This window comes from Rhodococcus artemisiae (genome assembly GCF_036327795.1).
Taxonomy (GTDB): Bacteria; Actinomycetota; Actinomycetes; order Mycobacteriales; family Mycobacteriaceae; genus Rhodococcus; species Rhodococcus artemisiae.
In genome coordinates this window covers 60,296-84,788 of the sequence record NZ_JAUTXY010000021.1, presented here as the reverse complement: position 1 = coordinate 84,788, position 24,493 = coordinate 60,296, and the positions used below count along the sequence as shown (strand labels likewise).

Here is a 24,493-nt window from a genome sequence, read left to right as displayed (position 1 = left end):
GATACGCCGCGCCCGCCAGGAGCCGGTGGCGAGACAGACGATCGTTTCGACCCAACAGGCCGAGCGGATCACCGACCGGGCACTACGCCATATCCGCCCGATTTTCGGCAAATGCTACGGCTACCCCACGTCGGGTGGACTGTGAATACGAGGGGAGTGGGGGTGCCAGCCGGATGGCGAAGTCGTGCAGGGACCGTGTCGCACTGCGATTCTCGCTGTTCTTGCGTGCTGTTCTCATTCATGGAACTCATAGAAGTAACGGGACTACGAAGTGTGAGGGGTCGCGATCGCAGCGGCCAACTTCTCGCTTTCGGGGCGTCTCAACTCTTCGACGAGCACGAGTTCTCATCGAAGCACCGTCCCTGGTGGGGTACCGGTAGTGCTGGCGACAGAGTCTGCGGGCTACCGAGACAGATCTTCCACCTCCGGCGGGACTGGCCCTGGCTGGTCTAGGTAGATCAAGAGCGGGGAGGTGGTTATGTTCGTGCCGGTGAGGACTGCCTCGGCCAGGGACAGGCGGGTAACGATTGCATTATCCAGATTCGCGCCCCGGTGAGGTCGGCCCTGCGCAGGTCCACGTCGGTGAGGTTCTGCGCCGGTCAAGTCGATGCCGACCCAGTCCCTCGGCGAGCACTTCGAGTGCCGTATCGATCGGGCAGGTTCTCGTGTTGCAACACGGTTTGAACGTACAGACGGGCCAGCAGGGCGGTTCTCCGAGGTAGATCGCATGGAAACTGCTGGTGAGCATGTGCGTTCTTACCGCAACGCTGTGAATTCGTATCCCGGTGGTGAATCACCGGCGGGAGAGCGCCTAGCAAATCGTAACGTACGTTACGTTTCATTACGTACGTTACGTGTAACGTAATGATTCATGGGTTGAAGGTCGAGAACGGACGTTGCATGAACGTGTCGGTATCCGTGTGTGCACGGCCAATCAGGAGGTGCGAGGGGCCCCTACGGGTGCCGGTAGCAATGGCGACAAAATCGGCGGATTTCCAAGCCAGAGCTTTCCGCAACCAATGCCGGCAATAGCCGACTCATGATCGCTTGACCTGCATATTCGCCAACTGTTCCGCTTTTCTACCGGGTATCCCTACGGATGTCGTGCGGTTTGGGTCAGTCCCGCTTCCAGCGGCCGACGCCGATCTGAGATGCGGATTTTATGTCGCCGTCGGCGGGTGTGCCCCATGGCTGGCCGTTGTTGTACTCGACTTCGAGGCGCTCGATCTTCTCGAGGACCGCTGCTTCGAGAAATTCGCCGAAGGTACTCGCTGGAAGGTGCGGGCGGGTGCCGAGGTAGGCGGCCCGGATGCGTTCAGCCTGGTCGGTGTGGAAGCCGAGTTTGGGTCGTAGGAAGCGCGAGGACTCGGGATGGGGGTGGTCCGTGGTCACTCGGAGCCTCGGTGTTGAGATGTCGGTGCGTTGCGGCCGACGCCGGTCTGGGAGAGGGATTTGAGTTCGCCTCGGGTGGGGGTGCGCCAGGGTCGGCCTTCGTTGTGGACTTGTTCGAGTCGACGGGTGCTGTCGAGTAGCAGGTCGGTGATGAACTCGCTGAGGGTGGCGGGGGGCAGAATGCCACGAGTGCCGACGTAGGCGGCGCGTACCCGATCTGCATGGCCTTCGGTGATGTCGAAGGCCATGCGCTTTTTCATGGTCACAGTGCCCATCGTAACTTCGGTCCGCAGTGGCCGGGCCCTGGGCTGCAGCACCCACGGAGCGGACCCCCGCGTTGCGAGCGGACATGTTCGAAGCCTTGTAAGGAGGGGATCTAGGCGGATACCTGATATGGCTTCGGCATGACGTACCCGAATATTTTCCCTATATGGCTTCGGCGTGTCGTACCCGAACAATCGATCTTGGTGGTGCACAGTACTCGTCATGGACTTTTCGGGGGCGTCGCTTCTCAGTGACGAGCAGTGGGGGAGCGAGGTCCTACTACCGCACCGGCCGTTCGCAACGAACGAGCTCAGCCACGGTCAGTACCGGATGAGTCGGGACGATGCGCTGACGATGCGATACATCCAGCACTCCCCTCACGCACTCCTCGGGTCGATCGTCATCGACTGTGACCATCCCGATGCGGCTATTCGTGCGTTCGAAAAGCCGTCCGATCATCCGACCCCGAGTTGGGTCTCGCAATCCCCCTCAGGGCGGGCCCACTTGGGTTGGTGGCTCGGCAGCAACCACGTCTGCCGCACCGACTCGGCGCGTCTGACCCCGCTACGCTTGGCGCATCGTATCGAGCGAGGACTGTGCATCTCGGTCGATGGGGACTTCGCCTATGGCGGGCAGCTGACGAAAAACCCAATTCACCCCGATTGGGAGACAATCTACGGCCCCGCCGACCCGTACGAGCTGCGGGACCTGGCGACCATCCACACCCCTCGTCAGGCACCACGCCGACTCGACCGGTCAGCGGGGCTCGGCCGAAATGTGGCGATGTTCGACACGGCCCGCAAGTGGGCCTACCCCCAGTGGTGGTCCCACCGTCACGGCACCCGTGACCAGTGGCTCCAACTGGTGCTCCAGCAATGCCACGGCGTCAACACCGAGTTCGCCGACCCGCTCCCGTTCGTTGAGGTCCGTGCCACCGCATACTCCATCGGCAAGTGGATCTGGCGTAACTTCGACGAAGACACGTTCCGTGCCCGCCAGGCTGCACGTGGCAGAAGGGGTGGCAAGGCCAGCGCCAAGGTTATGACCTCCGCAAAGATCGAGGCCAACCGAAAGCGTGCCACCAAGTTCGACGAAAAGGCCATGTGGGAGGCGATCATCTGATGGGCGCTAAGAACCCTGTCCGGCGCAAGTTGACTGCGAGAGAAGCAGCCGAGAAGTTCGGCGCCTCCACTCGAACAATTCAAAGGTTATTCGCTGAACCACGAGAAGAGTTCCTTGAGCGAGCGGAACTTCGTCGTATGCAGGTGGTGGGGCTTCGCGAGCAGGGGATGAAGTACCGCGAGATCGCCGAGGAGATGGGGATCTCGACCGGTGCGGTGGGGAGAATCCTGCATGATGCCCGCAAGCTCGAGGAGTAGAAACTTCCACCCTGTGGCGTCGTGTCGGCCAGTTCCACGCTAAATGGACTGTCCGGTGGAAGAGAGTTCGGGGAGTAATGGCGAAGTATCGGGCAAATATGCAGATCAATACATCCATATAGGGGTTCCCTGTCCGCGGCGGATACGGGAGCCTGACCAGGTAATCCGCCGATTTGTCGCCTGTTACTACAGGAACCCTGTAGCGCTCAGCGAAAGTCGAGACGGTGCGACGGAGACACTGGTGAAGCGTCTCACGCTGCTGCTGAATTCAGGGACGGAACATTGCCCAGCGACGTGCCCACGACATCGCGGGCAGTTCGATAGTCGGCGCGGCCATCATCACCAGTGGGGAATCGACCGTAACGTGCTCGGGCGGGCGCCGTGATGGGCAGGGCGAGTGCGCCTGGGGGAGTGGCTCGGACGCCCCGCTTCTTTCCACGGCGGCTGCGCCATTCGAGTTCTTCGGTCCACCAGCGGTGTAGTTCCCGGTCGATCAGGTGCCGGCTGGCTCTGGCGGCTGCTGTACCTGCCACTCCGAGGGAGAGTGCGATGCGATCCATCGGCTCAATGGACGTTATCGCCGACGATACGGGGAGAAGATGCAGGTCACGGAACTTATCGAGGGTCCGAGCGACCGTCGCGGTGGCGTATCCAGTGGCCTCCGAGACAACGGAGATCATATTTTTTCCGCGTCGCGCGGAAAACTTCGATTTCCCGAATTTCAGTGCTTCCCAGTGAATACGTGCTGCTGCACTCCCGAGACCCGTTCGGGACGCCCAGACGTCATGGGTGTGGTGCGCCAGCAGAGGGCGTGAAATCCCCGTCCCAGAGCCGGGGGCGGGTTCTCCTTGTGTTGCAGCTATTGAGGCAAGGTTCAACTCCCACGTCGATGCGCGGGTGCCTGATCCTTCGTTCACCCGGGTGACCCAACCTTCTCCCATGAGGACCCGGAGGCGACGTGAGACAGTTGAGGCGGCGACGGCTGCTGCTTCGGCAAGTCTGCGGACGTCGACATCGAGGGTGCGGGTGCGGGCAGTGCGAGCAAGGACGATGAGAGCGTGGAGTATTCGCTCGTCGCTGGCACCTCCTGGACGTGCCCAGCGTGTCGGATCTGCCATTACGGCGGTTTCGACGTGGTCGAGCTCGTCGTCTACCGGGGCACGCTCGTCCGCAGAGGCAGGTGCGAACCTGGCCGCGACGTCGAGGGCTCGCTGCCATTGCCGGGTGGTGTCGTCTCGGCCGCGATCATGATCGTCGCGGAGCCGAACGAGGCCGGGGGCTGATGCCACGGCAGTTTCGACGTCGAGGAGGCTGTGGCCGGCTTTGGCCATGCCGAGCAGGATGCTGTGTGCGAGAGCCGATCGGTCAGTGCCGGGTGTTGGCGTTGTGCCCAGGAGTGCCTGGGTGCGGTTGCTCAGCGGACGTCGGGGCCGGTCCAGGTGCGGTCCGGCCTGATCCTCGATGATGCGGACCGTGCGGGGGTGATCGTGGTGTTTGGAGAGCTCAGCGTGGGGGTGACGGGCAAGTAGCCACTCCACGACATCGTTGGGGGCACCCGACGACATGCGCTTCAGGGTGTTGCTCAGAGCGGTTCCAAGCAGGTGGGGGAGTGAGTATCCACCGTTGCGGTGGGGCGCGCCAGGGGGCCGGACTGCACCGGTCGCGGGGTTGGTCAGCGGGGAGGTGTCCAGACTGGGGTAGTGCTGGCGCAGTGCATGTGCGAGCGTGCGTACGTTGTCCGCGCTTGCCCCGGGGTCGGCGAGTCGGATCCACACGTGCTGGCCGCCTGCGGGGCCGGAGGCTGTGTGCAGGTGCGCGACACCGAGCTCGTCGAGCACTGTGCAGAGCCGGTGTGCGTCGCCGGCGGCGACGTCGGCACCATGTGGGCCGCTGTCGAAGTCGAATGCGAGTAGGCGGAATCGGTGGTCCGCGGCGGTGAGATGGATCGCCCATGGGACTTTCGGTGCTGTCGTAGGCATCAATGCCGTCGCCAGGTAGTCGTGAGTGCACTGCGTGTCAAGGCGAACACGTGGTCGCGGCGACCATCCTCGTGTGCACATGTCGAACAGGTGGCTGAGGAGGTGCGTTGAATGAGGCTCGTTTATCGGGTCGTTAGCAGCGACACGGAGAGCGTTGATTGAAGCTGTTTCAGGGAATGCGCTACCCTGAGACCTGTCTGGCACGACAGTCCCTTCGGGGATATGGCAGTACCTGAGGAGGAGCTGGTAACTCCGCCTCTACGCCTTGAGAGCCCTCGTCAGCCCGGTCGCTGCGGGGGTTTTCTCATGTCGGCAGTAGGCACTGGATTTTGTTGGGCTGGTTAGGCCCTCTGGCAGGGTGCCTCTATGCCGCGTCGATCACCTCCTGCGAGGTGCTGGAGAGATCGTTGGGGTCCAATTCGACAGCGAGGTCGGCACGCCCCAGGTGGTGGCAGACGAGGTCTGCCAGGTATTGGCTGCGGGAGGTCACTCCTCGCGCATTGAGTGCGGCATCGAGCGCGGGTGTGATTTCCTTTGGCACGCGGATCGTCACATAGTCACGCTCGCCTTTGCTTGGGCGTCCCATTCGACCTCCTCGTATCAGCACCAGATATGAATGCGGTCCCATCTTGCGCGACGAAGCTCGCGGACGCGTAGGCAACACGCCGACGTCCCGCGACCTTGCCAAGTGAGTGGCAGGCGACGCGCAGGCTGGCCCTCCCGCAGCTCCTACGACGTCGTACAGCAGAATTGGGAGCCGTTCGTCGACGGGTTGAAGTGATGGGTTCCCTCGTTGCGCACAGGACGACACGCTGGGTGTACCTGAAGCGAAAGTTGAAGTACACGAGCCAAGCTCGCTAATATGCATAACGACGGCTTTCTCTGGTGAGGAAGTACGAAAGCCCGAGTGGTTTGGCGACTGGTCGGGCAATGGTTTCTTTTGAAGGCCCTCTGCTGGCAGGCAGGGGGTCTTCTGCTTTTACGGGACTTCTCCAATGGTCTGGACATCCCTGGCAGCGCCTACATGGCAGACACCTTCCCTACTTCGCGAGCGAGGTCGGGCCTGCCGGCCTGGAGTGCGAGTAGGTCGGCGATGTACTGAGACAGTGCGACCTTGGCATTTTCGGCGTCCTTGCTGAGCTGTTGATGCAGCTCAGAGGGGATTCGTAGAGTCATCGCGGCGCGGTCGCCCTTGTGTGGCTGTGCCATTGCGCGAACCCCCGTTCTTCAAGATCGTCCAATCAATCTGAATCAGATTAGCGGCCCGAGCCTCCTATGTCAGTTACCGTCGCCGTCGGCGTGGCGCGGATCTATTCTACGGTTTTAACTTCAACATAGTGACATCGGCTCAGATCTTGTCGAGCATGTCGAGGCGGATTTGCCGGGTGCGTTCCCATACCGCACGAAGCTCACCGGCCTTGACCTTGTAGATGCGCGCAAGCTCACGGGCGACGTCGGGGTCGTAGTCGCGCCGACCCTTCTCTATGCGCGTGAGCGTAGTGGTGCCGACACCGAGCTTTTCCGCGACATCGGCTTGATTGAGGCCGGCAAGAGTGCGCAGGTCGGCGAGAGTGAGCTCGTCGGACCGAAGGACAAGCATGTCACCAATAGTCACACGCAGTTTCTTGGCGACGGCGCCTAGCAGGGCGGGGGTAGGGGTGGCGCGCCCGATCTCCCAGGAACGCAACGTCGCCTCGGAGATCCCGGCAGCGTCGGCCAAGTCGTCACCGGTCAGTCCGCGTGCTTCGCGTAGACGACGAAGCCGGGCTCCACTGAAGCCGCGCACGGTACTTCTCGACAATCGCCCTCCCTGGTGAGGCAGATTCCGGGCTAGGAACTCACCCATCTTTGCACCCCTCCTGACATGCGGATTTGATGTTTGATGTCAAGTTACGGTGGTATTATGATACAAATGCAGGCGTGAAGTTGATCAGTACGCTCAACTGGCCCATCAAGGGCAAGGTCGGGGGACCCACTTCATCTCTCCCGGCGCGTCACGACACAGAACGTGGCGCGTCGCTGCTTTGCGATGCGCCATGCGTACACGGGAGGGCTATTTCGTGAGCACACATCGCCGCCGGAGGGCAACGAGCGCGGTCTTGAGTACCGCAACGCTGGCTCCAGCTGCTGCCGGGTTGATGATCGCCCTGGCACCGACAGCATCAGCGGCTCCGGTCGACAACTCCGGCGGGGGACAAGCCGGAATCACGTCCACACCGGAATCCGGCGGTGGTCAGGCCGGTATCACCTCGACGCCGCCTCAGTCGGCACCTGAGCCCACACCCACGCCTGCACCGTCCTCACCGCAGCCGACCGAGGACTACTGGATCGCGCCGCCTGCCGAATACAACCGCGGTACCCGCGCCTACGACCCGCAGACCGGCGGCGGTGTCTCGATGACCCAGTACAGCGACTACTCGGGCGACTACTCCGGTGGTGGCACCTGGAACGCGGATCCGACTCCGCAGGCTCCGGCCGTGTTTGCCGGGCCGACACTGCCGATCGAAGCCCCGGCCAACAAGATGCGTTTCGGCCGCGTGATCTTCGATCAGCCGGACTGGGTATCGGACCCCGACGCCGAACGCACCAACCGCACCACGGCGGTGGTCGAGGCGATGGTGACCGACTTCCACAAGTCGACCGGCACCATGGATGCCGAGGAGGCCGAGAAGCTCGCATCCGCGCAGGTCGCCGGAACGGCGGTCGGCACGGGCCTCGGTTTCGTGACCGGATGTACGGCGGCGGGCGTGCCCACCGCGCTGGCGTTGGGCACGGTCGGCGGTATCGGTGGTGCCGGGTTGGGCACGATGGTCCCGCTGCCGGTCCCCGGGGTTGCTCCGATCACCTCCGGGGTGGCGGGAACTGCCCTCGGGACGGGTGTCGGCTTCGGTGTTGGTTGCGCGCTCGGTGGCGGCGCAGGCGCACTCGTCGGTGGCGGCGCCGGATACCTTGCCGGTACCGCATACGGCGCGGGTGAGGATGCCACGCCGATCGAGGTCGAGGTGCCCGAGGTCGAGTCCGAGCAGATCACCGAGCAGGTCGACACCACGCTGGTCCAGTGGTCGGAAGATCCCGTCGGTGCGGCTGCGGTCGAGGCGGTGCAGACCTTCGCCACCGAGACCGCTCCGGCAATCGATTCGCAGGTCCGCGATTTCGTGCAGTCGCAGCCGGGCGGTGAGCAGATCGTCGAGCAGGTCGATCAGGGTCTCGACACGCTCTTCAACGACGCCACGGCAGGTCGGGCATCGCGTCTGATCAGCGAGGCCGTGGGCTTGGGCCTGGGTACCGACGAACCGACGCTCGACGCCTGAGTGACGGTCGAGGGGGAGACACACCGATGAATCGGAACAACCGACCGGGTTCACCGCGGGTCCTCGACGCGACGGCACCGCGAACCCGCACGGTTCGGCCGTCGGTGTCGGCACCGGCGGCCGAGGAGCGTTTCTCTTCCACTAGGGGAGTAAGCGCACGTAAATCGGGGTCTCGAGTGGTGGCGGCGGTCGACAGTGACCGCCGCCCTGCTCGCCAGGCCGCATCAGCTCCGTCGGCCGCACCCGGGTCACGGACACCTGTCGGTCGCGGACTGCTGTACGGCGGGATCGGGGTCGCCGCCATTGCGGTGGTGGGCCTGGTCGGCTGGGGCGCATCGGCGCTGATCGGCACCGATGACGCGGACTTCGCCGGCCTGGCTCCGGTCACTGCGCCGACTCCTCCTTCGGCAACTACTGCTGTGGCGGATGACCCCTGCTCGCCAGGGGAAGGAGACCAGCTATCCGGCGAAGGCGTGATCGCCGCACTCGAGCACAGGTACTACCTGCTGCGGGACGGCGGCGCGGCGCGGGAGCTGATGGCATCCGATGCATCGTTGCCCAATGCCGCGGCGATCCAGCAGGGAATCGACTCCGTTCCCCTCGGTACAACGCACTGCCTCGAGGTGACCGCGATCGGCCCGGATACCTACAGCGCGCAGATCACCGAGGTTCGTCCGGATCGCCGCAACGAGTTCAAGCAGCGCATCACCACGACTACGGCCCCGGATGGCCGCGTACTGATCCGCTCCATCGAGGAAGTTCGGGGGTAGAGGCGCGATGAGGAAAGCAGGTATCGCCCTGGCGACTGCGGTGATGACGACGGCGGCGGGGATGGCCGTTCCGGCCGTTGTCCATGCTGCCGAGTTGAACGGGTGTGCTCGCACGATCGCAATGATGATCCCGGGCACGACGGAGACCTCGGCGAATGCCGATCCGACCGTGCCGACAGGGATGCTCGCTGCGGTCGGTGATGCGCTCGAGCAGCGGCTCGGCAACAACGTCGACGCGGTGTACGTGCCGTATCCAGGGGAGGCGTTCTTCAACGGCACCTCGTATGCGGAGTCCAAGTCGAGGGGTGACAAGGCCGCAGCGGAGCTGATGGAGCGGTGCCCGTCGTCGACGTACGTCATCGCCGGGTACAGCCAGGGCGCGCAGATCGGCAACGATCTGGCCGTCAATATCGGGCACGGCCTCGGCCCGGTCGCCGCGCAGCAGGTCAAGGCGGTGATTCTGCTCGCCAACCCGAAGCGGGGCACCGAGGGTGCGAAGTTGATCGGCCCGCCGCTGCCTGGGCAGGGGATCGCGGGGCCGGCCCCGGAAGGATTCGGTCAGCTCGCGGGCAAGGTGTTCGACATCTGCCACCCGGATGATGCGTACTGCAACACCGATGGTGAGTCGACTCCGTTCCTGGCATCGTTGGGCCGGATCATCGCCAACCCTCCTGGCGCGGTGGATGTCTCGGCGCAGATCGCCTCAACCGCAGCGCCGGAAACACCGACTCTGGCCGGTGAGTCGACAGTGGCTGATGAATCAACGGCGACGCAGTCGTCATCGCTGGTCGATGCGCTGTCCTCACCGGGACAGTGGCGCAATGCCGATCTATCAGCGGTGGTCGGCGCGGCAACCCGGCTGGCCGAGTCCGTGGCCACGCTCGATGTGGGTGGTCCGACGTCGACCACCTCGGCGGCGAACATCGCCCGGATCACGCAGCAGGCCCGGCTGGTGTCGGAGACACTGACACCGGTCGGCCAGGCCAGCGAATGGATCGACAGCAACCCCGGTGCTCGGGAAACCTTCACCGCGGCTCCGGAAGGCTCGCCGGAGGCGACGACCGCGAGTGTCCTCGACACACTCGAGCAGGTCGACGTTCCCGCTGTCCTCTCGGCCACAGAGGCGGTGACGAGCACGAGCACCGCATTGCTCAAGGCGCGGACATCGGGGGAACCGGTCAATGTCTCCACGCTGGCAAGCTCGGCGGACACACTGGTGGCCGGCTTGTCGCCGTTGGCGGCCTCCGGTCCGCCGGAGCTTCGCACGGCCACGCAAGTGCTCTCGGTCGCCAAGCCGACAACGATCATCAACCAGCTGCTCAACGTCGTATCCGGGGTGAGCTCGGTCGACTACCAGGCGGTCGCAGCCGGATTGCAAGCGCTGCCCGGCAAGGTCGCCACCGGTGATGTGCGCGGCGCGCACGCTATCGCGGGGGATCTGAACAACCAACTCTCCCCGCTGGTGAAAATGGCCGCCGGTGTGGACTTCAAGACACTCTCTCGTCTGGTGGCGATGGTGCCGGATCCATCCGGCACGGCGGCGATCGCGACGCTGGTGCTCGATCTGCTCGGCAATGTCGATGTCATTCGGTTGGCCCGCAATGTCGGTGAGATTCAGGAAATCGCCTGGTCGATCGCCGAGACCGGGAATGTGCTCGAGCTGTCGCGACTGATGCCGGTCGCGGTGGAGCTGGCGCAGGTGGCGCTGGGGGTGCTCACGCCGGGGCAGAAGATGAGCCCGGATCAGCTGCACAATCCCGACGATCCGATCGGATCGCTGATGTCTGTGCAGGCACAGAACAGCGATCTCGCCGGTCTGAGCTCGTCGGTGATGGCGCTGGCCAGCAGTGATGACGCCGCCGAGCTCGGGCAGCTCGTCTCCGAAGGGTTCACCGCCGCAAGTTTCTACGCCTCGAATTCGCATATCGCGTATCCGAGCTGGTCCCCGGACGGAAAGGACAACGCGATCGACACGATGGTGAACATCTTCGCGCGGGCGATCGGCGGGTAACGCCGGTGGTTCTGGCGGCGGGTGGTGCCGCCGCCAGGGCCGAGTCCTTCACGAATCGGCATCCGACCTCGGGCGGGCGGATGCGAAGTCACACACGGTGCATGGCCTGGGCGGGCTGTGAAAACACTCATGCAAGGGGGTGAGAAACGTGGCTTCTTCGACTGCAAAATTGGCGCTGGCGGCCGGTGTCGTCGTGCTGATGGGGTCGCTGGTCATGTGTGGCAGCGACAATCCCGAACCGGACAACTGCCTGCCGACGCAGGGACTGTCCCGGTCGCCGAACAGTCTGCGGGCTGCCTCCGGCAAGAAAGTGCAGCCGATGGTGACCGGCACCTACACGTTCACCTCCGGTTTCGGCCCGCGATGGGGTGCCGCGCACAACGGCATCGACCTCGCAGCCCCGATCGGCACACCCTTCTACGCACCGATGGACGGGATCGTCGTCGCTGCCGGTGACTCCGGGCCCGGCGATGAGGGCGGCTTCGACAACTGGATTGTCGTCGACTCGATCACCTCAGACGGGGCGACGCTCTCGACCGTCTACGGCCACATGCACTCGGACGGTGTGCTGGTCAGCGTCGGCGATGACGTGCGCTCCGGGGATCTGCTCGGGCAGGTCGGCAATGCCGGCGGTTCGACCGGCCCGCACCTGCACTTCGAGGTCTGGCCCGGTGGACGGCTCGACGGCGGGTCGCCGATCGACCCGATGCCCTGGCTCGCCGATGCGGCCGAACTCGACGCCCCTGAACAGGATCCGGGTTCGCCGAACGTGCAGCTGGTGGCGGCCGAGACTCCACTCGGCGCGGGCTGCACCGGCTTGAGCGGTCCCGGTGGGAGCACCCTCGACGACGGTTCGGTGCCCGAGGAGTTCCGCGAGTGGCTCCTCGAGGCGGCGCACACCTGCGAGGCGGTCGACGCGCCGTTGCTCGCCTCCCAGCTGTATGCAGAGAACCAGTTCCGCCACGGACCGAGCTCACCGGTCTCACCGGCCGGGGCGCGCGGACCGGGCCAGTTCATGCCCGGCACCTGGGCCGAGATCGGCAAGGACTACGACGGCGACGGCATCGCAGATGTGAACTCGATCGGCGACTCGGTCATGGCGATGGCCGCGTACGACTGCCAGATGTGGGATCTGACGCAACAGTGGCTCCGCGACGGAAAAGTCCAGGGCGACGGCACCGCGCTGATGCTCTCGGCCTACAACTGCGGCCCCGGCGGCACCCTCGCGTCCAGCGGGGTCTGCGGCAACTCCGAAACGACGAACTACGTGCGCAGCATCATCGACCGCCGTCCAGACTTCACGGGGGTCGAGCAGGCTCCGCGGCCACCGGCGACCGACTCACGGGTGGTCGATGCAGCCCTCGGGTGGTTGGGCACCGATTACGCCTGGGGTGGTGGTGACGTCAGCGGCCCGACTCGCGGTATCAGTGATGGAGGGGTGGCCGACGCGCACGGTGACCACAACAAGCTCGGGTTCGACTGCTCCGGCCTGGTTCTCTATGCAGTCGCGCAGGCTACAGATGGACAAATCGTTCTGCCACACCAGGACTCAGCGCAAGTCAACGATCCTCGCGGCACACCGATCACCAAGTCCTCGGACTTACAGCCCGGAGACATCGTGCAGCCACACCCCGGACATGTGTGGATCTGGATGGGGGACAACGAAGTTGTCGAAGCACCCCAATCGGGCGGAAAGGTCCAAGTCACCGAATGGACACCACCGGAAAGTGTCAGAGCCATGCGATTCACTTGATACATAACAGTTTTCATACACCAGAACATCGGAATCGATGAGACACCAGAGAGAGGACACTACGACGTGAGCGACGAATGGGACAAGGCCGAAGCAGCGGTGCGCAGCCTCGCAGCCACCCGAAAAGTCGAGGACATGATGGCCTCGGACCTGCGGGCATGGGCGTCGAAGCAGGGGCTCATGACACGCACTCAGTGGCCGAAGATCAAGCGCGAGCTCTACAAGCAGTTCGACGTGGACTACGACGCACTGCGCGAGCGCGAGCAAAGCGAACGGGCCGAGTCGCTGGCGGCGGCCGCCGCGGCGGCTCCGGTGGTCTCGCTGTCGTCGGCCGGCGACGAACGCGGATCGTTCGCTGTCGTCGGCGACGCCGACACCAGCGAAGTCGCCTGGTACGGCTCGTTCCACAAGGACGACCGTGTGTTCCGCCCGGGTGATCAGGACTCGGCCGATGAGGCCAGCGCTGGAAAGGCGGTGTTCCTCGCCTCGAAGGTGCGCGAACACCTCAACACGGATGCGGTGCGGCTGCGCCTGCGGGTGAGTAGCGAGCGCATCAACGGGGTGAAACTGGCCGATCTGGCAGCGAAAAAGCAGGTCATCCTCGATCTGGACGTGGTTCCGACCGGGAACCTTGCCGAGCAGTGGTGCCTCGAACCCGGCTTCGGCGAGTGGCGGGCGATTCGCCTGACAGATCTGGTGGTGACCCCATGATCCGGCGGATGGCACTGATCGGCGTCGCGGTCGGGGCACTGACCATAGCGGGGTGCAGCTCCGAGTCCGAGCAGGATCGAACATCCTCGAGCTCCGCGGCGCAGCCGTCGACTTCGACGGCGGCATGGCCTCCCACCGAGGCCTCGGAGACGCCGGAGACGTCGGCCGCCCCGGCGGCGCCGACGGTGGACACCGCCGATCCGGGCGAACTCGGCGCCACGGTCGTGCAGGCATGGTTCTCGTACGACACCAGTACCGACACCAATCGCAACGTGGCCCCTGTCCGTGCCGCCGATCTGGGTGTGCTGACCGACGAACTCGATGCGCAGGTCCGCGCTGATGCGGAGGTATCGGTCAAGGCCACGGGCGAGTGGGCGCTGTGGTCGTCGCAGGGCGCGACGGTCACCGCTGTAGCGGTCGAGGTCCCCAACCAGGGGCAGGAAAACACCGAGACGAAGTACCACGGCATGTACGAGGTGACCAGCACGGTCACCGATTCCAGCGGCACCGAAACCGGCAGTGACGTGCAGTACGTCGCTGTGGTGCTGACCGACAACGGCGACGGATGGCGCGTGTCGTCCGTATCCACTCTGTGAGGTGAGCGTGATGGCTGACATCGCTGATTACAACCACGAACCGACGGTCGATCCACGTCGATTGCGGTTGCGCACCAACCGCCCGGCTGAACCGGAGGGGCACGAGCCGGTGACCGAGGAGATCCCCGATCCCTACGGAGTCGGGGTGGACGCTCTCGCGGCCGCCGAAGGACAGAGCGTTCGCGCTTCGGCCCCGACTACGCACGGATCACTGTTCGACGAGGCAACGTCCCCGGCATTGACTCGGCCTGCCCAATGGGGATGGCGCGGACGACTCAATGCGGCTCTGGGCACGAAAATGGCCCCCAAGCAGGACTCGACAGAAACCGGCTACCGGGCGGCGATCGAAGCGATCCAGCGCACGCTGCCGGGCTCGGGTGTGGTGACAGTGGTCAACACCAAGGGCGGCGCTGGAAAAACTCCGACATCGATCACCTTGGGGGCGACACTCGGCAAACATCGCGGACGCGGGGTCGTCGCGGTGGATATGAGCGAATCTGGAGGCACCCTCGGCATTCGTGCTGCACGCACCACAGATGTCGAGCGCACGACCTGGGACATGCTGGGCAATGCCAGCCGACTTGTTTCCGCCGAGGCCGAAGCCGGTGAACTGGCCTCGTATCTGCGTCTTCAACCTACGCACGACGAGATCTTGGCAGGCGACACGGATGCCTCCTACGACGGCATCCTTGGGAAGGACGAATGCGCAGCTCTGGGTGCGGTGCTCCGGCGCCACCGCGACCTGCTGATTGTCGACACGGCCATAACTCCTCAGGCAGAGGCCTGGCAGTGGGCAGTGCACAACGCCGACGTACTGGTTGTACCGCTGCCGATGCGGCGGGACATGGCCCAGCACGCCCACGCGATGCTCGAGGGCCTGGTCAAGCGTGGTCTCGACCATCTGGTGCGCTCTGCGATCGTGCTGCTATGCGTGACACCGGAGTCCGATCCGAACCTCGAATCAGCCATCGTCGACGAGTTCGACGCTCTCGGGGTGCAGACCTACGTGCGGGTGCCGTTCGAGCCGGTGTTCGCATCGGGGGAGCGGATCACGCTCGAGACGCTGTCGCAGACTTCGATCATCGCGTGGACGAATGTCGCGGCGATGGTGACCGACGCGTTGGCCGAGGCCATCAGTGACCGGCGGGTATGGCAGCGGCCGCAGCCGATCCCGGTAGCAACCGAAGAGTCGGAAACTCCGACGTTCATGCCAGAGGAACCGGAGCCCACGCCGATAGACCCGGCAGTCGAGCCTGATCCCGCACCGGAACCCGAGCCGGTCTTTTTCGTGACGGTTGATCCGGCAGCACTCACTGACTCTCCGGCAGAACCCGCCGTCGATGACGCTGCACCCGATACCGAGGTGCATCAACCTCCGGTTCACTCGCGTCGTCCGCAGCCGCCCCAGCCGTCGAGCTTCAACCCCTACGCCTGAACTGTGTTTGTGAAAGGAATTTTCATGTCCCGCAATGATTCTTCTCGGTCGCTTCCTCGGAGAGTGGCACGTACTGCGACCGTGACCTCGGCCATGGTCGGCATGCTGCTGCTGACCGCCGGCATCGCTTCTGCACAGGGAGCCGAAAACCCGTTGGACGGCATCACTCCGAACCTGGATGTGTTCGGCGGCGCGCTCAATGACGTGTGGGCGCGCGTGATTGCCGGCATCTGGGCCGCGGTTCTGGGTGCCGCCGGAATCAACTTGATGACGGCGCTCTACAAGATCCGCAAGGCCCGAGCAGGGGGCTACCAGAGCGAACTGAGCGATTCGATGGATGCCGCCAAGACCGCCGCGGTCGCGTTCGGCGCCGTAGCCGCGGCGGGCGTCATCATGGGCGCCATTTTGTTCGTCGTCAACGGCAGCTGACCCGCCTCACCGAACTCGATTCGACTTCTTAGGAGATTCGCATGGCACCCGATTTCAGTTCGATCAAGCCAGGTTCCCCACCATCGGCAACTGCGAGATCGACGACCGATGCGCCGTCGAGCGCCGCAGAGCCGGGCAGCTGGAAGGCGGCGTACAACCGCATTCCCAACTGGAAAAAGTACGGCCTCCTCGCCTTCTTCGTCCTCTCGATCGTCGTGGTCCTTGTGGCGGCGACGATGGGCGGTGACGGAAGCACGAGCTCCGACACAGTGCGGACCGGTCACGGTCCGAACGAGATCACCAATGGCATCCCGCACGGCTACGACCACACGCAGGCCGGTGCACAGACCGCCGCCACAAACTTCGTCCAGGCGTCGAACCAGATTTCTCTTGGACGCATCACCGCCGAGGAAGCGAGAGAAGTCTTGGTCGGCGGTAATGCGACCGACGCGTTGGTCTCCGTCATCGACGACCCGGTGATGCAAGCAGAGGACACGGTGATGAACACCGTCCCCGCCCTGGTCAACGTCACCGACTATTCGGATGATCGCGCGGTGGTGTCGGTGTGGGCGGTCTCTGCGAGTCAGGACGACTTGAGCGGCACCGGAAAAGTCAGCGTCCTGACGTTCTGGTCGACGACGACGGTGACCGTGCAGTGGGAGGACGGCGATTGGAAAGCGGTCGACTGGTCGTTCCGCTCCGGCCCGGAACCGTCCGAGGTGTCGTTCCCCGAAGGGGATTCCACGCTGGCCGAGTTCGGTGCAAACGGCCTCTACACCTTCTTCGTGGAGTAGCTGATGCGAATCCTTGTCCGTACATTTCTTGCGGCGTTGCTGGCGGCGCTGGCGCTGGCCTCGAGTGCTACACCGGCGTTGGCGCAGCCGCTCGATGCCGCCGCTGAGGGGTGGCCCGCCGGGATGCCCGAGGAGCTGAAACAGTTCTTCCCTGGTCACCCGGAGTTCGACGCGGCCGGGTGGTCGACCGACCCGGAGTGCGCGGACAAGGGTGGCGACTACGGTCTGTATCTCGGTCAGTACCTCCGCTACGACCAGCGAATCATGTACTGGGCTGCGCCAGTGACGCAGCGCGCCGCCCAATACTCGGAGCTGATGGGCGTCTCAGAGGACGAAGCCCGCCAAGCCGTACTCGACGGTAAAGAACCGACCAACTGGCCCGACTCCTACCCCTCCGGCGACGACAGATACTCGCCGCCGAAGGGCATGTGCGCCGATGATCTGGCGAAGTGGTCCGCCCCGGCTGGCAACCACTGGGGTTTCACTTGGGCTACCCAGCCTGATGCCGCGTCCATCACGTCGATGAAGCAGCAGGAGTATGTGGACAACCTGCCCGACGACATCTTCGAGAACCCGTGCAGCGATCACGAGATGCTGTGCAACCGTGCATATTTCCTGGACTGCGACACAACTTCTGGGCCGAACGAGCTGAAGAAATGTCTGAGCTGGAATACCCGAATCGGTGAGATGTTCGGCGGGATCTGGAACTGGAAAGAACAGAACAAGGACATCGCTGACAGGTTCGTCGATCTGGCGAACCTCGGTGGGGTCGTTCTCAAGGCGGTCACGCCGTTGCACATCAAGCTGGGCGTCAGCGCAGGACTTGCGGGTATCGACAACGCGGCCGCGACGATCGCGTTCATCAGTGATCCCGGCAGCGTGATCGACGACTGGGCCAACAGCACCAAGGAAAGCGCGGTGTCTCTGACCACCTCGGTTCTCGAGGGTTTGTCGAACATCAGTGAGTTCAATCCTCGTGATGAGAATTTCCTGAAGTGGTACGCGATCAGTTGTGGCATAGGCGTATTGGTCATGTCAGTTACCGCCTTTTTCACGATCTATCGCACGTCCACACAGAAATCGACCCGAATGGAACTGGCCCACAGCCTCATCGGATACGCACCTATGGGGCTGGTGTGCATGATGTTCGCGCCGGCCGCCGCCGAGCTGCTGGTCCAGCTCTCGCACGGCCTCACCACGGTGCTGTCCGGACTGCTGAAGCAGGACATGGAGCAAGCCGTGGTGTCGGTGTCGACAATGCTCGGAGGTATCACCGAAGACACCCTGGTCGGCGGTCCTATCGCCGCGATCGTGTTCTTCGGCCTGTTGTTCCTGGGCGCGCTGAGCTTGTTCTTCGGCATGTTGATGCATGCAGCGGCGCTCCCGATCCTGGCAGGTTTGGCCGGAGTTGCTTTCGGGTTGTGGATTCATCCCATCCAGCGGAAGAAGGCTATGCGGCCGATCTTCGTGTTCGTCTCGATCGTGTTCTCCAAGCCGGTCATCTTTCTCGGCCTCGGGTTTTTGACCGCTGTGTTGATCGACAGCAGCTCGGGTGCCTACGTCGGCGGTGACCTCGCCTCGCTCGGAGCATTGGCGATGACAGCAGTGTGCATTGGCCTGGTCGGATTGGCACCGTGGTCGCTGCTCAAGTACGCCCCGTTCATGCCGTCGAGCGAGGATTCGGAAGGGTTCGGCGACACGGGATCCGCCACCGGTGAGGGGTTGGGCAACACGTTGCAGACCGCTCAGATGGCGATGATGGGGCGGCATGGCGGTGGTGGAGGCGGTGAGATCGCCTCGGCACGATCGGCAAGTGCTGCACCGTCGCCGTCCGGCGGTGCCAGCGGTGGGGGGAGCTCGCATTCGTCGTCGAACGGGTCGACGCACCACTCCGGAGGGTCCGCGTCCCACCACTCGGGTGCTGCCGCAGGTCACAGCGGTAGCGGGCACGGCGGCGCACACTCACGCAAGCTCATGTCCGCGGCCAAAGGTGCGTCGGGCACGCTCGCGACGGCCGGGCTCGGTGCGGTCATGGTGGCCGGCACCGTTGGCGGCGCAGCACTGAACAAGGCTGCGCAGGCAGCGCAGAACGCTCCTGAACAGGCCGACAACACAGGAGGTCAGTGATGAGTAGTGAGCAGCGCACGTCGATTCTCGGCTCGGAAATCGCTCGTCGGGGGCTGATTCCCGTTCCTGAGCCGGTGCTCGTTGCGTACGCAGCGGCGTTGGTGCTCTCCATTGTGCTCTTCATCAAATTCGGATCGACGATCTGGACATTGGGCGGTGTCATTGCGGTGGTGGCCGCCACGTTGGGCGCAACCACCGACATCAACGGCCGTCGATCGTGGGCCGGGGAGAAACTGCGCCGACTGCGTGACCGCTGGCGGCGCAAGGCCGGTGAGCACATCTACCGCGCACCTGGTGACGAGCTGTACGAGGTGGCCGGGGCAGATCCGGGCTGGGAGCTTCCGGTACCGCTGGGTGACGTCGCCCCGCTGGACCTGGCCGACACCGGCCTCGATGACATGTTCATCCTTGAGCACAAGACCCCCGGCGACAACAACTACTACTCGGTGGTTCTGTCGATCCAAGGGCTGGCCGAGGGTCTCCGCGGCGCGGAGGAGTGGGCGGTGACCTCGCAGGCGTTTTCGCGAGCGGCGGCGTCCTTTGCTCGCAGGGCCTCGCTGATCCGGGGCCTGGAAATGGTGCATCGGTCGGTGCCGGCGGACCTGACTCCGCATGTGGCGTGGATGGAAGGGGTCGTGAAAGCGAACCCGCACGTGGACCGGGTGCTGCCTGCGATCGAGTCCTACGGCCAGCTCATCGACAACTTGGCTCCCGAGTCGGAGGAGCACCGTTGCTACGCGACATTGATCTTCCCGAAGTCGATCGAGCTGTTGTCAGCGGCCGGGGCGGTGTCCAAGCGTAAGGACGTGAACGTCAAGGCCGGTATCGGCCAGGTCATCGTTGACGAGACGATGCGAGCTGTCGGCGCCTTGCAGGCGGCTCGGCTCGGCCAGGTACAGGTGCTCGGTCAACAACGGGCCTGTGCAGTGTTCCGGGCGATGCTCGATCCGTCCTACGCGCTCGACGCCCATCGCGGCGCCAGCTGGGAGAACTGCTGGCCGTCCTATGTCGGTGGGGATCTGTCGGCGCGGGTATCGGACCGTTGGGACACCCGTGTCGGGTTGATCCGGCCGGGGTCGATCGAGCCGATCCCGCTGCACGCGGAATGGCTCTCGCCGCTGTTGACCGGCGTCGACCCGGATCCCGGCGATCCGGTGGACGGGGTACCGGCGCAGCCGACGATTCGCACGGTCAAGGTGCGGATGGATTTCGTCGATGCGGTCAAGGCTCGGCAGGCAGCGCGCAAGGACGCGACCGAGGATGCGGCGCGCCAGTACAAAGAACGCAAGAAGGGCCAGGTCACCGACGGGGCTTCGGAGGTCATGGCGTCGGCATCGATGCGGCGGCGAGAAGACCTCAAGCCGGGGTCGGGTCACCACGGGGTGATCTGGTCGATGGCCGTAGCGGTCACCGCGCCGGATGAGGATGCGGTGATGCGGGCGTGTGCACGGCTCGAGCAGGCCGCCGACCAGGCCGCGATCAAGGAATTCACCTGGTACGACGACAGCCACGATGTCGCGCAATTTCTCACAGTGCCACTCGGTCGCGGCCTGGCGGCCACGAAGTTCACGCGGAGCAAGGGGATCTGATGCCGTCACTACGAAGTCGCAACAAGCCCGCCTCGCCGATACCACCGGAGAACGCGGAGACGACCTCGACCGTTGTTCCGCGGCGGCGGGCACCGAAGCGAAACAAGTGGCTCGATCGGTGGGGTTGGTATGAACCTCGCCCTGAAGGGGTGTGGTCGACGACCCGCCAGTCTGAGGCACTGAATCTGGCGACCACCCGCAAGAACGTGCGCCATGAAGGACTGGTCTCCGGCCGGAACCTGATGTCGAATGCGCTGGTCATCACCGATCCTTTCGCCCTGTACGGCAGCGAAATCGAAAACATCAACGTCGCGGTGGTCGGCGACATCGGCAAGGCCAAGTCCTCGCTGATCAAGACCGCCCTCGGGCTACGGCAGATCGCCGCCGGCCGGCAGGTCGTAGTGATCGACAAGAAACGTCAAGGCGATCGTGGTGGCGAGTACACCGAGCTTGCTAAAGCGCTCGGTGTGCCGTCGATCAAATTCAAGACCGGCGGCGATGGGGCACGTCTGAACCTGATGGACCCGGCGATTTCGTCGCCTGTGACCACGTCGGGCGGCATCGTGCCCGCAGGTCAGGAAGTGCTGATCGCCGCTGTCCTCGAAGACACGATGCAGCGCAAGCTGGTGCAAAAGGAGACCGCGGCGCTGAATCTGGCGCTGCGTCTGGTCAACGAACAGGCCCGTCAGACCGGCACCGAGCCGATTCTCCGCGACGTCGCCGACCTTCTGTTGTCCACTCCCCAAGACGCGACCGAGACGTTCGGTGAGGTGTGGGCAGAAAAGTCACGCAGGTGGGGACGTGATCCGGGTTTGGCGCTGCGGCAACTCTGCGACGGTGATCTGCGCGGGCTGGTCGATCAGCCGACCTCGGCGGATGTTCGCAATGCGCTCGATCATCCGCTGGTTCACTTCGACGTTTCCGAGCTGCCGAACAAAGGCCCTGCGCTGCGGGTGGTGATGACGGTCATCAATACGTGGCTGTCGAATGTGCTGGCTGCGCGGTCGTCCGAGCTTAAGCAGACGGTGTTGATTGTCGAAGAGGGCTGGCACATTGCCGAAGGATCGACCGGCAAGGTTTTCCGCGACAATATGAAGCTCTCGCGCGGTCTCGGGCTCTCGACGGTCTCGGCGTTCCACCACATCGCGGACCTGTCTCCGGATTCCCCGGCTCGGGCGTTGATGCAGGAAGCGGGCATCGTGTTCTTGTACGGGCAGGATCGCGTCGATGATGCTGAGCAGACAGTGCGGATGTATCACCTGCCCGAATACTGCGTTGATCTGCTGATGTCGATGCACAAGGGCCAGTGCCTCGTGGTGATGGGCAAGTCCGATCCGGTGCTGATGAAGCACGAACGGTCTCCGTTGGAGATTGCGCTGACCGACACCGATGAGGTCATTCGCGGCGAGTCGACCATGCTGGTTGAGCAGATCCGTCTGCCCGACCAGCTCGAGCCGGAAGCGATCGCTGATCTGGTGGGGGCGGCGCAGTGACCGAACGCCCAGAGATGAGACCGGCGCGGCCGGTGATCCCGGTCGGGACCGGCCCGGTAGTGGCGCTGGTAGGTGGTGTGTTGTGGACGGTGTATGTCGGCGGCGCAGCCGCCGGGGTGGTCACCGGCGCGGGCCTGGTGTGGCCCGAGGGGCTCTACGGGTCGCTGGCGGTGATGCGGGCGTTGATCCTCACACCGGGGGATCCGACCGTGGGCTGGCCGGAAGGCGATCGGCCGGGTTCGGCGACCGCGACGTGGGTGTGTCTGATCGTGGCGATGTTGCTCTACATGACCGCGGTAGTGGTCATCGTCGGCAAGATCTCCGCACGTCAACGCGCCACACACCGCCGACAGCAAGGGTTCGCGGACCCGGCGGAGCTGCGGCGGCGGGGTTTGGATCGCAAGAGCGCGGTCAAGGCAGCCAAGACGAACCGGTCGAGCCTGAGTGATACACCGGCCCGCAAGCTCGACGCGCACGTGGTGGCGACACGGGTCGGCACACTCTACGGCGAGCACGCCGCCGACGCCGAGGTGTTCACCCAGTACCGGGACGGCGCGCTGGTGGAGGGGCCGACCGGGTCGGGTAAGAGCTGGCGTCTGGCTTGGCAACGGATCGTCGAGTCCGTCGGCTTCGCGCTGGCTACCACCACGAAGCCGGATCTGTTGTGGTCCTCGATCGGGCAGCGGTTGGCGGTCGGGCCGGTCGAGGTGTTCGACCCGGAGGGCATCACGCGATGGCCGACGCCGATGCGATGGTCGTTGCTGGCCGGCTGCGATGACCCGGACACTGCGATTCGGCGTGCCGATGCGTTGGTGCAGGCTGTTCCGCTCGGAGATACCAAGAACGGCGGATATTTCTCGGCAAACGCGGCGAAGTATCTGCGGTGTTGTCTGTATGCGGCGGCGGTGTCCGGTGGTGATGTGACGGTGTTCTACCGGTGGGCGATGCAGCGGCAGGTGCCGAAGGTCAAGGAGATTCTGGACCGGGATCTGCCGACGTGGAGCGTGGAGTACTCCCAGCTCGGCGGGTCCGGCTCCGATTCGGTCGATGATGTGATGTCGACGGTCTCGACGCTGCTCGACCCGTTGGCCTCGCCGAAGCTGATGGCGGCGGTCAATGTCACGGCGGCCGAGTCTGTCAACATCGAGCAGTTGATCCGCGACGGTGGGACGCTGTATCTGCTTTCGGAGGGCTCGTCCGGTTCGAGCGCGCCGATCGTCTCGGCACTGGCAGCTGAGGTGTATTACCTGGCTAAAGAGATTTCGCGGGAATTCCCGGATGAGCGGTTCGATCCTCCGGTGCGGCTGGTCCTCGATGAGGTCAACAACGTCGCTCCGATCCCGGATCTGCCGGACAAGATCACCGACTCTGGGGGCCGGGGTATCTCGATCTGGGCGTTCTCTCACGGTCAGGAACAGAACATCCGGCGGTGGGGTATGAGCGCGGGGAAGATGTTCACGACGAACTCGCCGGTGCGGATCATTCTGCCCGGCCTTGGTGACGTGAACGAACTCGAGCAGATTTCCCGCCTGACAGGCGAGCGTGAGGAGTGGTGGTCACCGAAGCAGGCTCCCCGGCAGGCGAAGGTGATAACCGCTCCTGAGATCCGCGGGATGCCCGCCGACCAGGCATTGATGATCTATCGCGGATCGGCTCCGATCCTGCTGCACCTGCCACTGGTGTGGGACATCGAGCACTGGAAGAAGCGCGTGCTCGAATCACAGGAAGTCTACGAGTGGATCTGCGAGACGGGCGAGCTGCCCGATTGGGCATGGTCGCACGAGGGCGGCAAGGCGATGATCGGGTGAGCGGATACCAGCCGGGTCGGCTGTCGTGGCGGCACCTTGACCAGGAACAAGCACAGGCGTTGTGGGTCGAGTTGATCGACTGGGTGGAGTGGTTTCGCGGCTGCTATCGCCTCACCGATCGGATCAAAAGCTGCTGGTACCGGCACCCGAAGATGGTCGAAGAGCTCACTGCGGCGATGTCGGCGCACAAGGTGGCCTACGAACAGCTCGCCGAGGAGGCGGCTCATTCGTGGTCGCCGGGAAGCTGGCACTACCAGGTGTATATGCCGTTGTTGCAGCGTTTGGCGGTGAACTCGGACGAGTTCGCGGACTGCATCGACGGGAGCTGTGAGCCGCCGAAAGTTGAGGTCAGGCTGTTCGACGGGGTGCAGGAGTGGATTGCGGCGGACATCGCAGCGCGGCCGACACCGATCGCGGCAGCGGTTGCTGCTACCGGTTCGGTGGGCGGCTCGACGGCTCCGACGATCGATGCGGCACAGATGGTCGATCTGATCGATTCCGGTAATGCAGATCCAGTCGATGCCGATGATGAGTTCGGGCCGGTGTCGTACGACGGTCACGTGTGGCAGTGGTCTGACGATACGGAGGCATACGTGAGGACATAAGACTGCCGAGGGATGCAGACCGGACTCACCACCTGGTCTTTTCCTCG

The 24,493-nt window shown here is 64.3% G+C and carries 22 protein-coding genes; 16 read left to right on the top strand and 6 right to left on the bottom strand.

Features of this window, described 5'->3' with window-relative positions; genetic code table 11:
- Positions 1 to 1,116: 1,116 nt before the first annotated feature.
- A complete protein-coding gene (locus Q7514_RS30050; protein ID WP_330136910.1) occupies positions 1,117 to 1,392 on the bottom strand; it encodes a ParB family protein in 276 nt (91 codons plus the stop codon).
- Complete coding sequence (locus Q7514_RS30045; protein WP_330136917.1) at positions 1,389 to 1,652, bottom strand: ParB family protein; 264 nt, start codon at positions 1,650 to 1,652, stop codon at positions 1,389 to 1,391. The genes Q7514_RS30050 and Q7514_RS30045 overlap by 4 nt, the downstream gene beginning before the upstream one ends.
- Positions 1,653 to 1,878: 226 nt before the next feature.
- Here Q7514_RS30045 and Q7514_RS30040 point away from each other — a divergent pair, with 226 nt between their 5' ends.
- Entirely contained in the window at positions 1,879 to 2,778 is a 900-nt protein-coding gene (locus tag Q7514_RS30040) for a replication initiation protein (protein WP_330136909.1), read from the top strand.
- On the top strand, positions 2,778 to 3,035 hold the full coding sequence (locus tag Q7514_RS30035) for a helix-turn-helix domain-containing protein (RefSeq protein ID WP_330136908.1): 258 nt from the start codon (positions 2,778 to 2,780) through the stop codon (positions 3,033 to 3,035). Before Q7514_RS30040 ends, Q7514_RS30035 begins: the two co-directional genes overlap by 1 nt.
- Positions 3,036 to 3,286: 251 nt before the next feature.
- Here Q7514_RS30035 and Q7514_RS30030 read toward each other — a convergent pair whose 3' ends face one another.
- The 4 genes from Q7514_RS30030 to Q7514_RS30015 form a co-directional block, all read right to left on the bottom strand.
- Positions 3,287 to 5,014: a hypothetical protein gene (locus Q7514_RS30030; protein WP_330136907.1), complete on the bottom strand. Its 1,728-nt coding sequence runs from the start codon at positions 5,012 to 5,014 to the stop codon at positions 3,287 to 3,289.
- A 364-nt stretch (positions 5,015 to 5,378) separates the two neighbouring features.
- Positions 5,379 to 5,600 (bottom strand): hypothetical protein, encoded by a 222-nt coding sequence (locus tag Q7514_RS30025; protein ID WP_330136906.1) that lies wholly within the window; start codon positions 5,598 to 5,600, stop codon positions 5,379 to 5,381.
- A 434-nt stretch (positions 5,601 to 6,034) separates the two neighbouring features.
- Entirely contained in the window at positions 6,035 to 6,223 is a 189-nt protein-coding gene (locus Q7514_RS30020) for a toxin-antitoxin system HicB family antitoxin (RefSeq protein ID WP_330136905.1), read from the bottom strand.
- 139 nt (positions 6,224 to 6,362) lie between these two features.
- Positions 6,363 to 6,815: a helix-turn-helix transcriptional regulator gene (locus Q7514_RS30015; protein ID WP_330136904.1), complete on the bottom strand. Its 453-nt coding sequence runs from the start codon at positions 6,813 to 6,815 to the stop codon at positions 6,363 to 6,365.
- A gap of 298 nt (positions 6,816 to 7,113) precedes the next feature.
- Here Q7514_RS30015 and Q7514_RS30010 point away from each other — a divergent pair, with 298 nt between their 5' ends.
- From Q7514_RS30010 to Q7514_RS29945, 14 genes are all read left to right on the top strand, one after another.
- Positions 7,114 to 8,325: an insoluble domain protein gene (locus Q7514_RS30010; RefSeq protein ID WP_330136903.1), complete on the top strand. Its 1,212-nt coding sequence runs from the start codon at positions 7,114 to 7,116 to the stop codon at positions 8,323 to 8,325.
- Between the two features lie 179 nt (positions 8,326 to 8,504).
- Complete coding sequence (locus tag Q7514_RS30005; RefSeq protein ID WP_330136902.1) at positions 8,505 to 9,095, top strand: hypothetical protein; 591 nt, start codon at positions 8,505 to 8,507, stop codon at positions 9,093 to 9,095.
- Between the two features lie 7 nt (positions 9,096 to 9,102).
- Positions 9,103 to 11,106: a cutinase family protein gene (locus tag Q7514_RS30000; RefSeq protein WP_330136901.1), complete on the top strand. Its 2,004-nt coding sequence runs from the start codon at positions 9,103 to 9,105 to the stop codon at positions 11,104 to 11,106.
- A gap of 148 nt (positions 11,107 to 11,254) precedes the next feature.
- Positions 11,255 to 12,859, top strand: coding sequence for a peptidoglycan DD-metalloendopeptidase family protein (locus Q7514_RS29995; protein ID WP_330136900.1), 1,605 nt, complete (start codon positions 11,255 to 11,257; stop codon positions 12,857 to 12,859).
- Positions 12,860 to 12,925: 66 nt separating this feature from the next.
- Positions 12,926 to 13,570, top strand: coding sequence for a hypothetical protein (locus Q7514_RS29990; protein ID WP_330136899.1), 645 nt, complete (start codon positions 12,926 to 12,928; stop codon positions 13,568 to 13,570).
- Between the two features lie 8 nt (positions 13,571 to 13,578).
- Positions 13,579 to 14,166, top strand: a complete 588-nt coding sequence (locus tag Q7514_RS29985; RefSeq protein WP_330136898.1) for an RAD23 family protein — start codon at positions 13,579 to 13,581, stop codon at positions 14,164 to 14,166.
- Positions 14,167 to 14,176: 10 nt separating this feature from the next.
- The gene (locus Q7514_RS29980; protein WP_330136897.1) at positions 14,177 to 15,601 is read left to right on the top strand and encodes a nucleotide-binding protein; all 1,425 of its coding nucleotides are present in this window, start codon (positions 14,177 to 14,179) and stop codon (positions 15,599 to 15,601) included.
- A gap of 81 nt (positions 15,602 to 15,682) precedes the next feature.
- Entirely contained in the window at positions 15,683 to 16,030 is a 348-nt protein-coding gene (locus Q7514_RS29975; protein ID WP_330136896.1) for a hypothetical protein, read from the top strand.
- A gap of 41 nt (positions 16,031 to 16,071) precedes the next feature.
- Positions 16,072 to 16,824, top strand: a complete 753-nt coding sequence (locus tag Q7514_RS29970; RefSeq protein WP_330136895.1) for a hypothetical protein — start codon at positions 16,072 to 16,074, stop codon at positions 16,822 to 16,824.
- 3 nt (positions 16,825 to 16,827) lie between these two features.
- Positions 16,828 to 18,951, top strand: coding sequence for a hypothetical protein (locus Q7514_RS29965; protein ID WP_330136894.1), 2,124 nt, complete (start codon positions 16,828 to 16,830; stop codon positions 18,949 to 18,951).
- Positions 18,951 to 20,540, top strand: coding sequence for a hypothetical protein (locus Q7514_RS29960; RefSeq protein WP_330136893.1), 1,590 nt, complete (start codon positions 18,951 to 18,953; stop codon positions 20,538 to 20,540). The genes Q7514_RS29965 and Q7514_RS29960 overlap by 1 nt, the downstream gene beginning before the upstream one ends.
- Positions 20,541 to 20,689: 149 nt before the next feature.
- A complete protein-coding gene (locus Q7514_RS29955; protein ID WP_330136892.1) occupies positions 20,690 to 22,033 on the top strand; it encodes an ATP/GTP-binding protein in 1,344 nt (447 codons plus the stop codon).
- Positions 22,030 to 23,841: a type IV secretory system conjugative DNA transfer family protein gene (locus tag Q7514_RS29950; protein ID WP_330136891.1), complete on the top strand. Its 1,812-nt coding sequence runs from the start codon at positions 22,030 to 22,032 to the stop codon at positions 23,839 to 23,841. Before Q7514_RS29955 ends, Q7514_RS29950 begins: the two co-directional genes overlap by 4 nt.
- Complete coding sequence (locus Q7514_RS29945) at positions 23,838 to 24,446, top strand: hypothetical protein (protein ID WP_330136890.1); 609 nt, start codon at positions 23,838 to 23,840, stop codon at positions 24,444 to 24,446. The genes Q7514_RS29950 and Q7514_RS29945 overlap by 4 nt, the downstream gene beginning before the upstream one ends.
- The last annotated feature ends 47 nt before the right edge of the window (positions 24,447 to 24,493 follow it).

Bases quoted from the DNA above. Each gene is read 5' to 3' on its own strand.
- Q7514_RS30035 (WP_330136908.1), top strand. From the start codon at position 2,778: ATGGGCGCTAAGAACCCTGTCCGGCGCAAGTTGACTGCGAGAGAAGCA.
- Q7514_RS30045 (WP_330136917.1), bottom strand. From the start codon at position 1,652: ATGAAAAAGCGCATGGCCTTCGACATCACCGAAGGCCATGCAGATCGG.
- Q7514_RS30040 (WP_330136909.1), top strand. From the start codon at position 1,879: ATGGACTTTTCGGGGGCGTCGCTTCTCAGTGACGAGCAGTGGGGGAGC.
- Q7514_RS29985 (WP_330136898.1), top strand. From the start codon at position 13,579: ATGGCACTGATCGGCGTCGCGGTCGGGGCACTGACCATAGCGGGGTGC.
- Q7514_RS30000 (WP_330136901.1), top strand. From the start codon at position 9,103: ATGAGGAAAGCAGGTATCGCCCTGGCGACTGCGGTGATGACGACGGCG.
- Q7514_RS29970 (WP_330136895.1), top strand. From the start codon at position 16,072: ATGGCACCCGATTTCAGTTCGATCAAGCCAGGTTCCCCACCATCGGCA.
- Q7514_RS29980 (WP_330136897.1), top strand. From the start codon at position 14,177: ATGGCTGACATCGCTGATTACAACCACGAACCGACGGTCGATCCACGT.
- Q7514_RS29965 (WP_330136894.1), top strand. From the start codon at position 16,828: ATGCGAATCCTTGTCCGTACATTTCTTGCGGCGTTGCTGGCGGCGCTG.
- Q7514_RS29960 (WP_330136893.1), top strand. From the start codon at position 18,951: ATGAGTAGTGAGCAGCGCACGTCGATTCTCGGCTCGGAAATCGCTCGT.
- Q7514_RS30030 (WP_330136907.1), bottom strand. From the start codon at position 5,014: ATGCCTACGACAGCACCGAAAGTCCCATGGGCGATCCATCTCACCGCC.
- Q7514_RS30025 (WP_330136906.1), bottom strand. From the start codon at position 5,600: ATGGGACGCCCAAGCAAAGGCGAGCGTGACTATGTGACGATCCGCGTG.
- Q7514_RS30020 (WP_330136905.1), bottom strand. From the start codon at position 6,223: ATGGCACAGCCACACAAGGGCGACCGCGCCGCGATGACTCTACGAATC.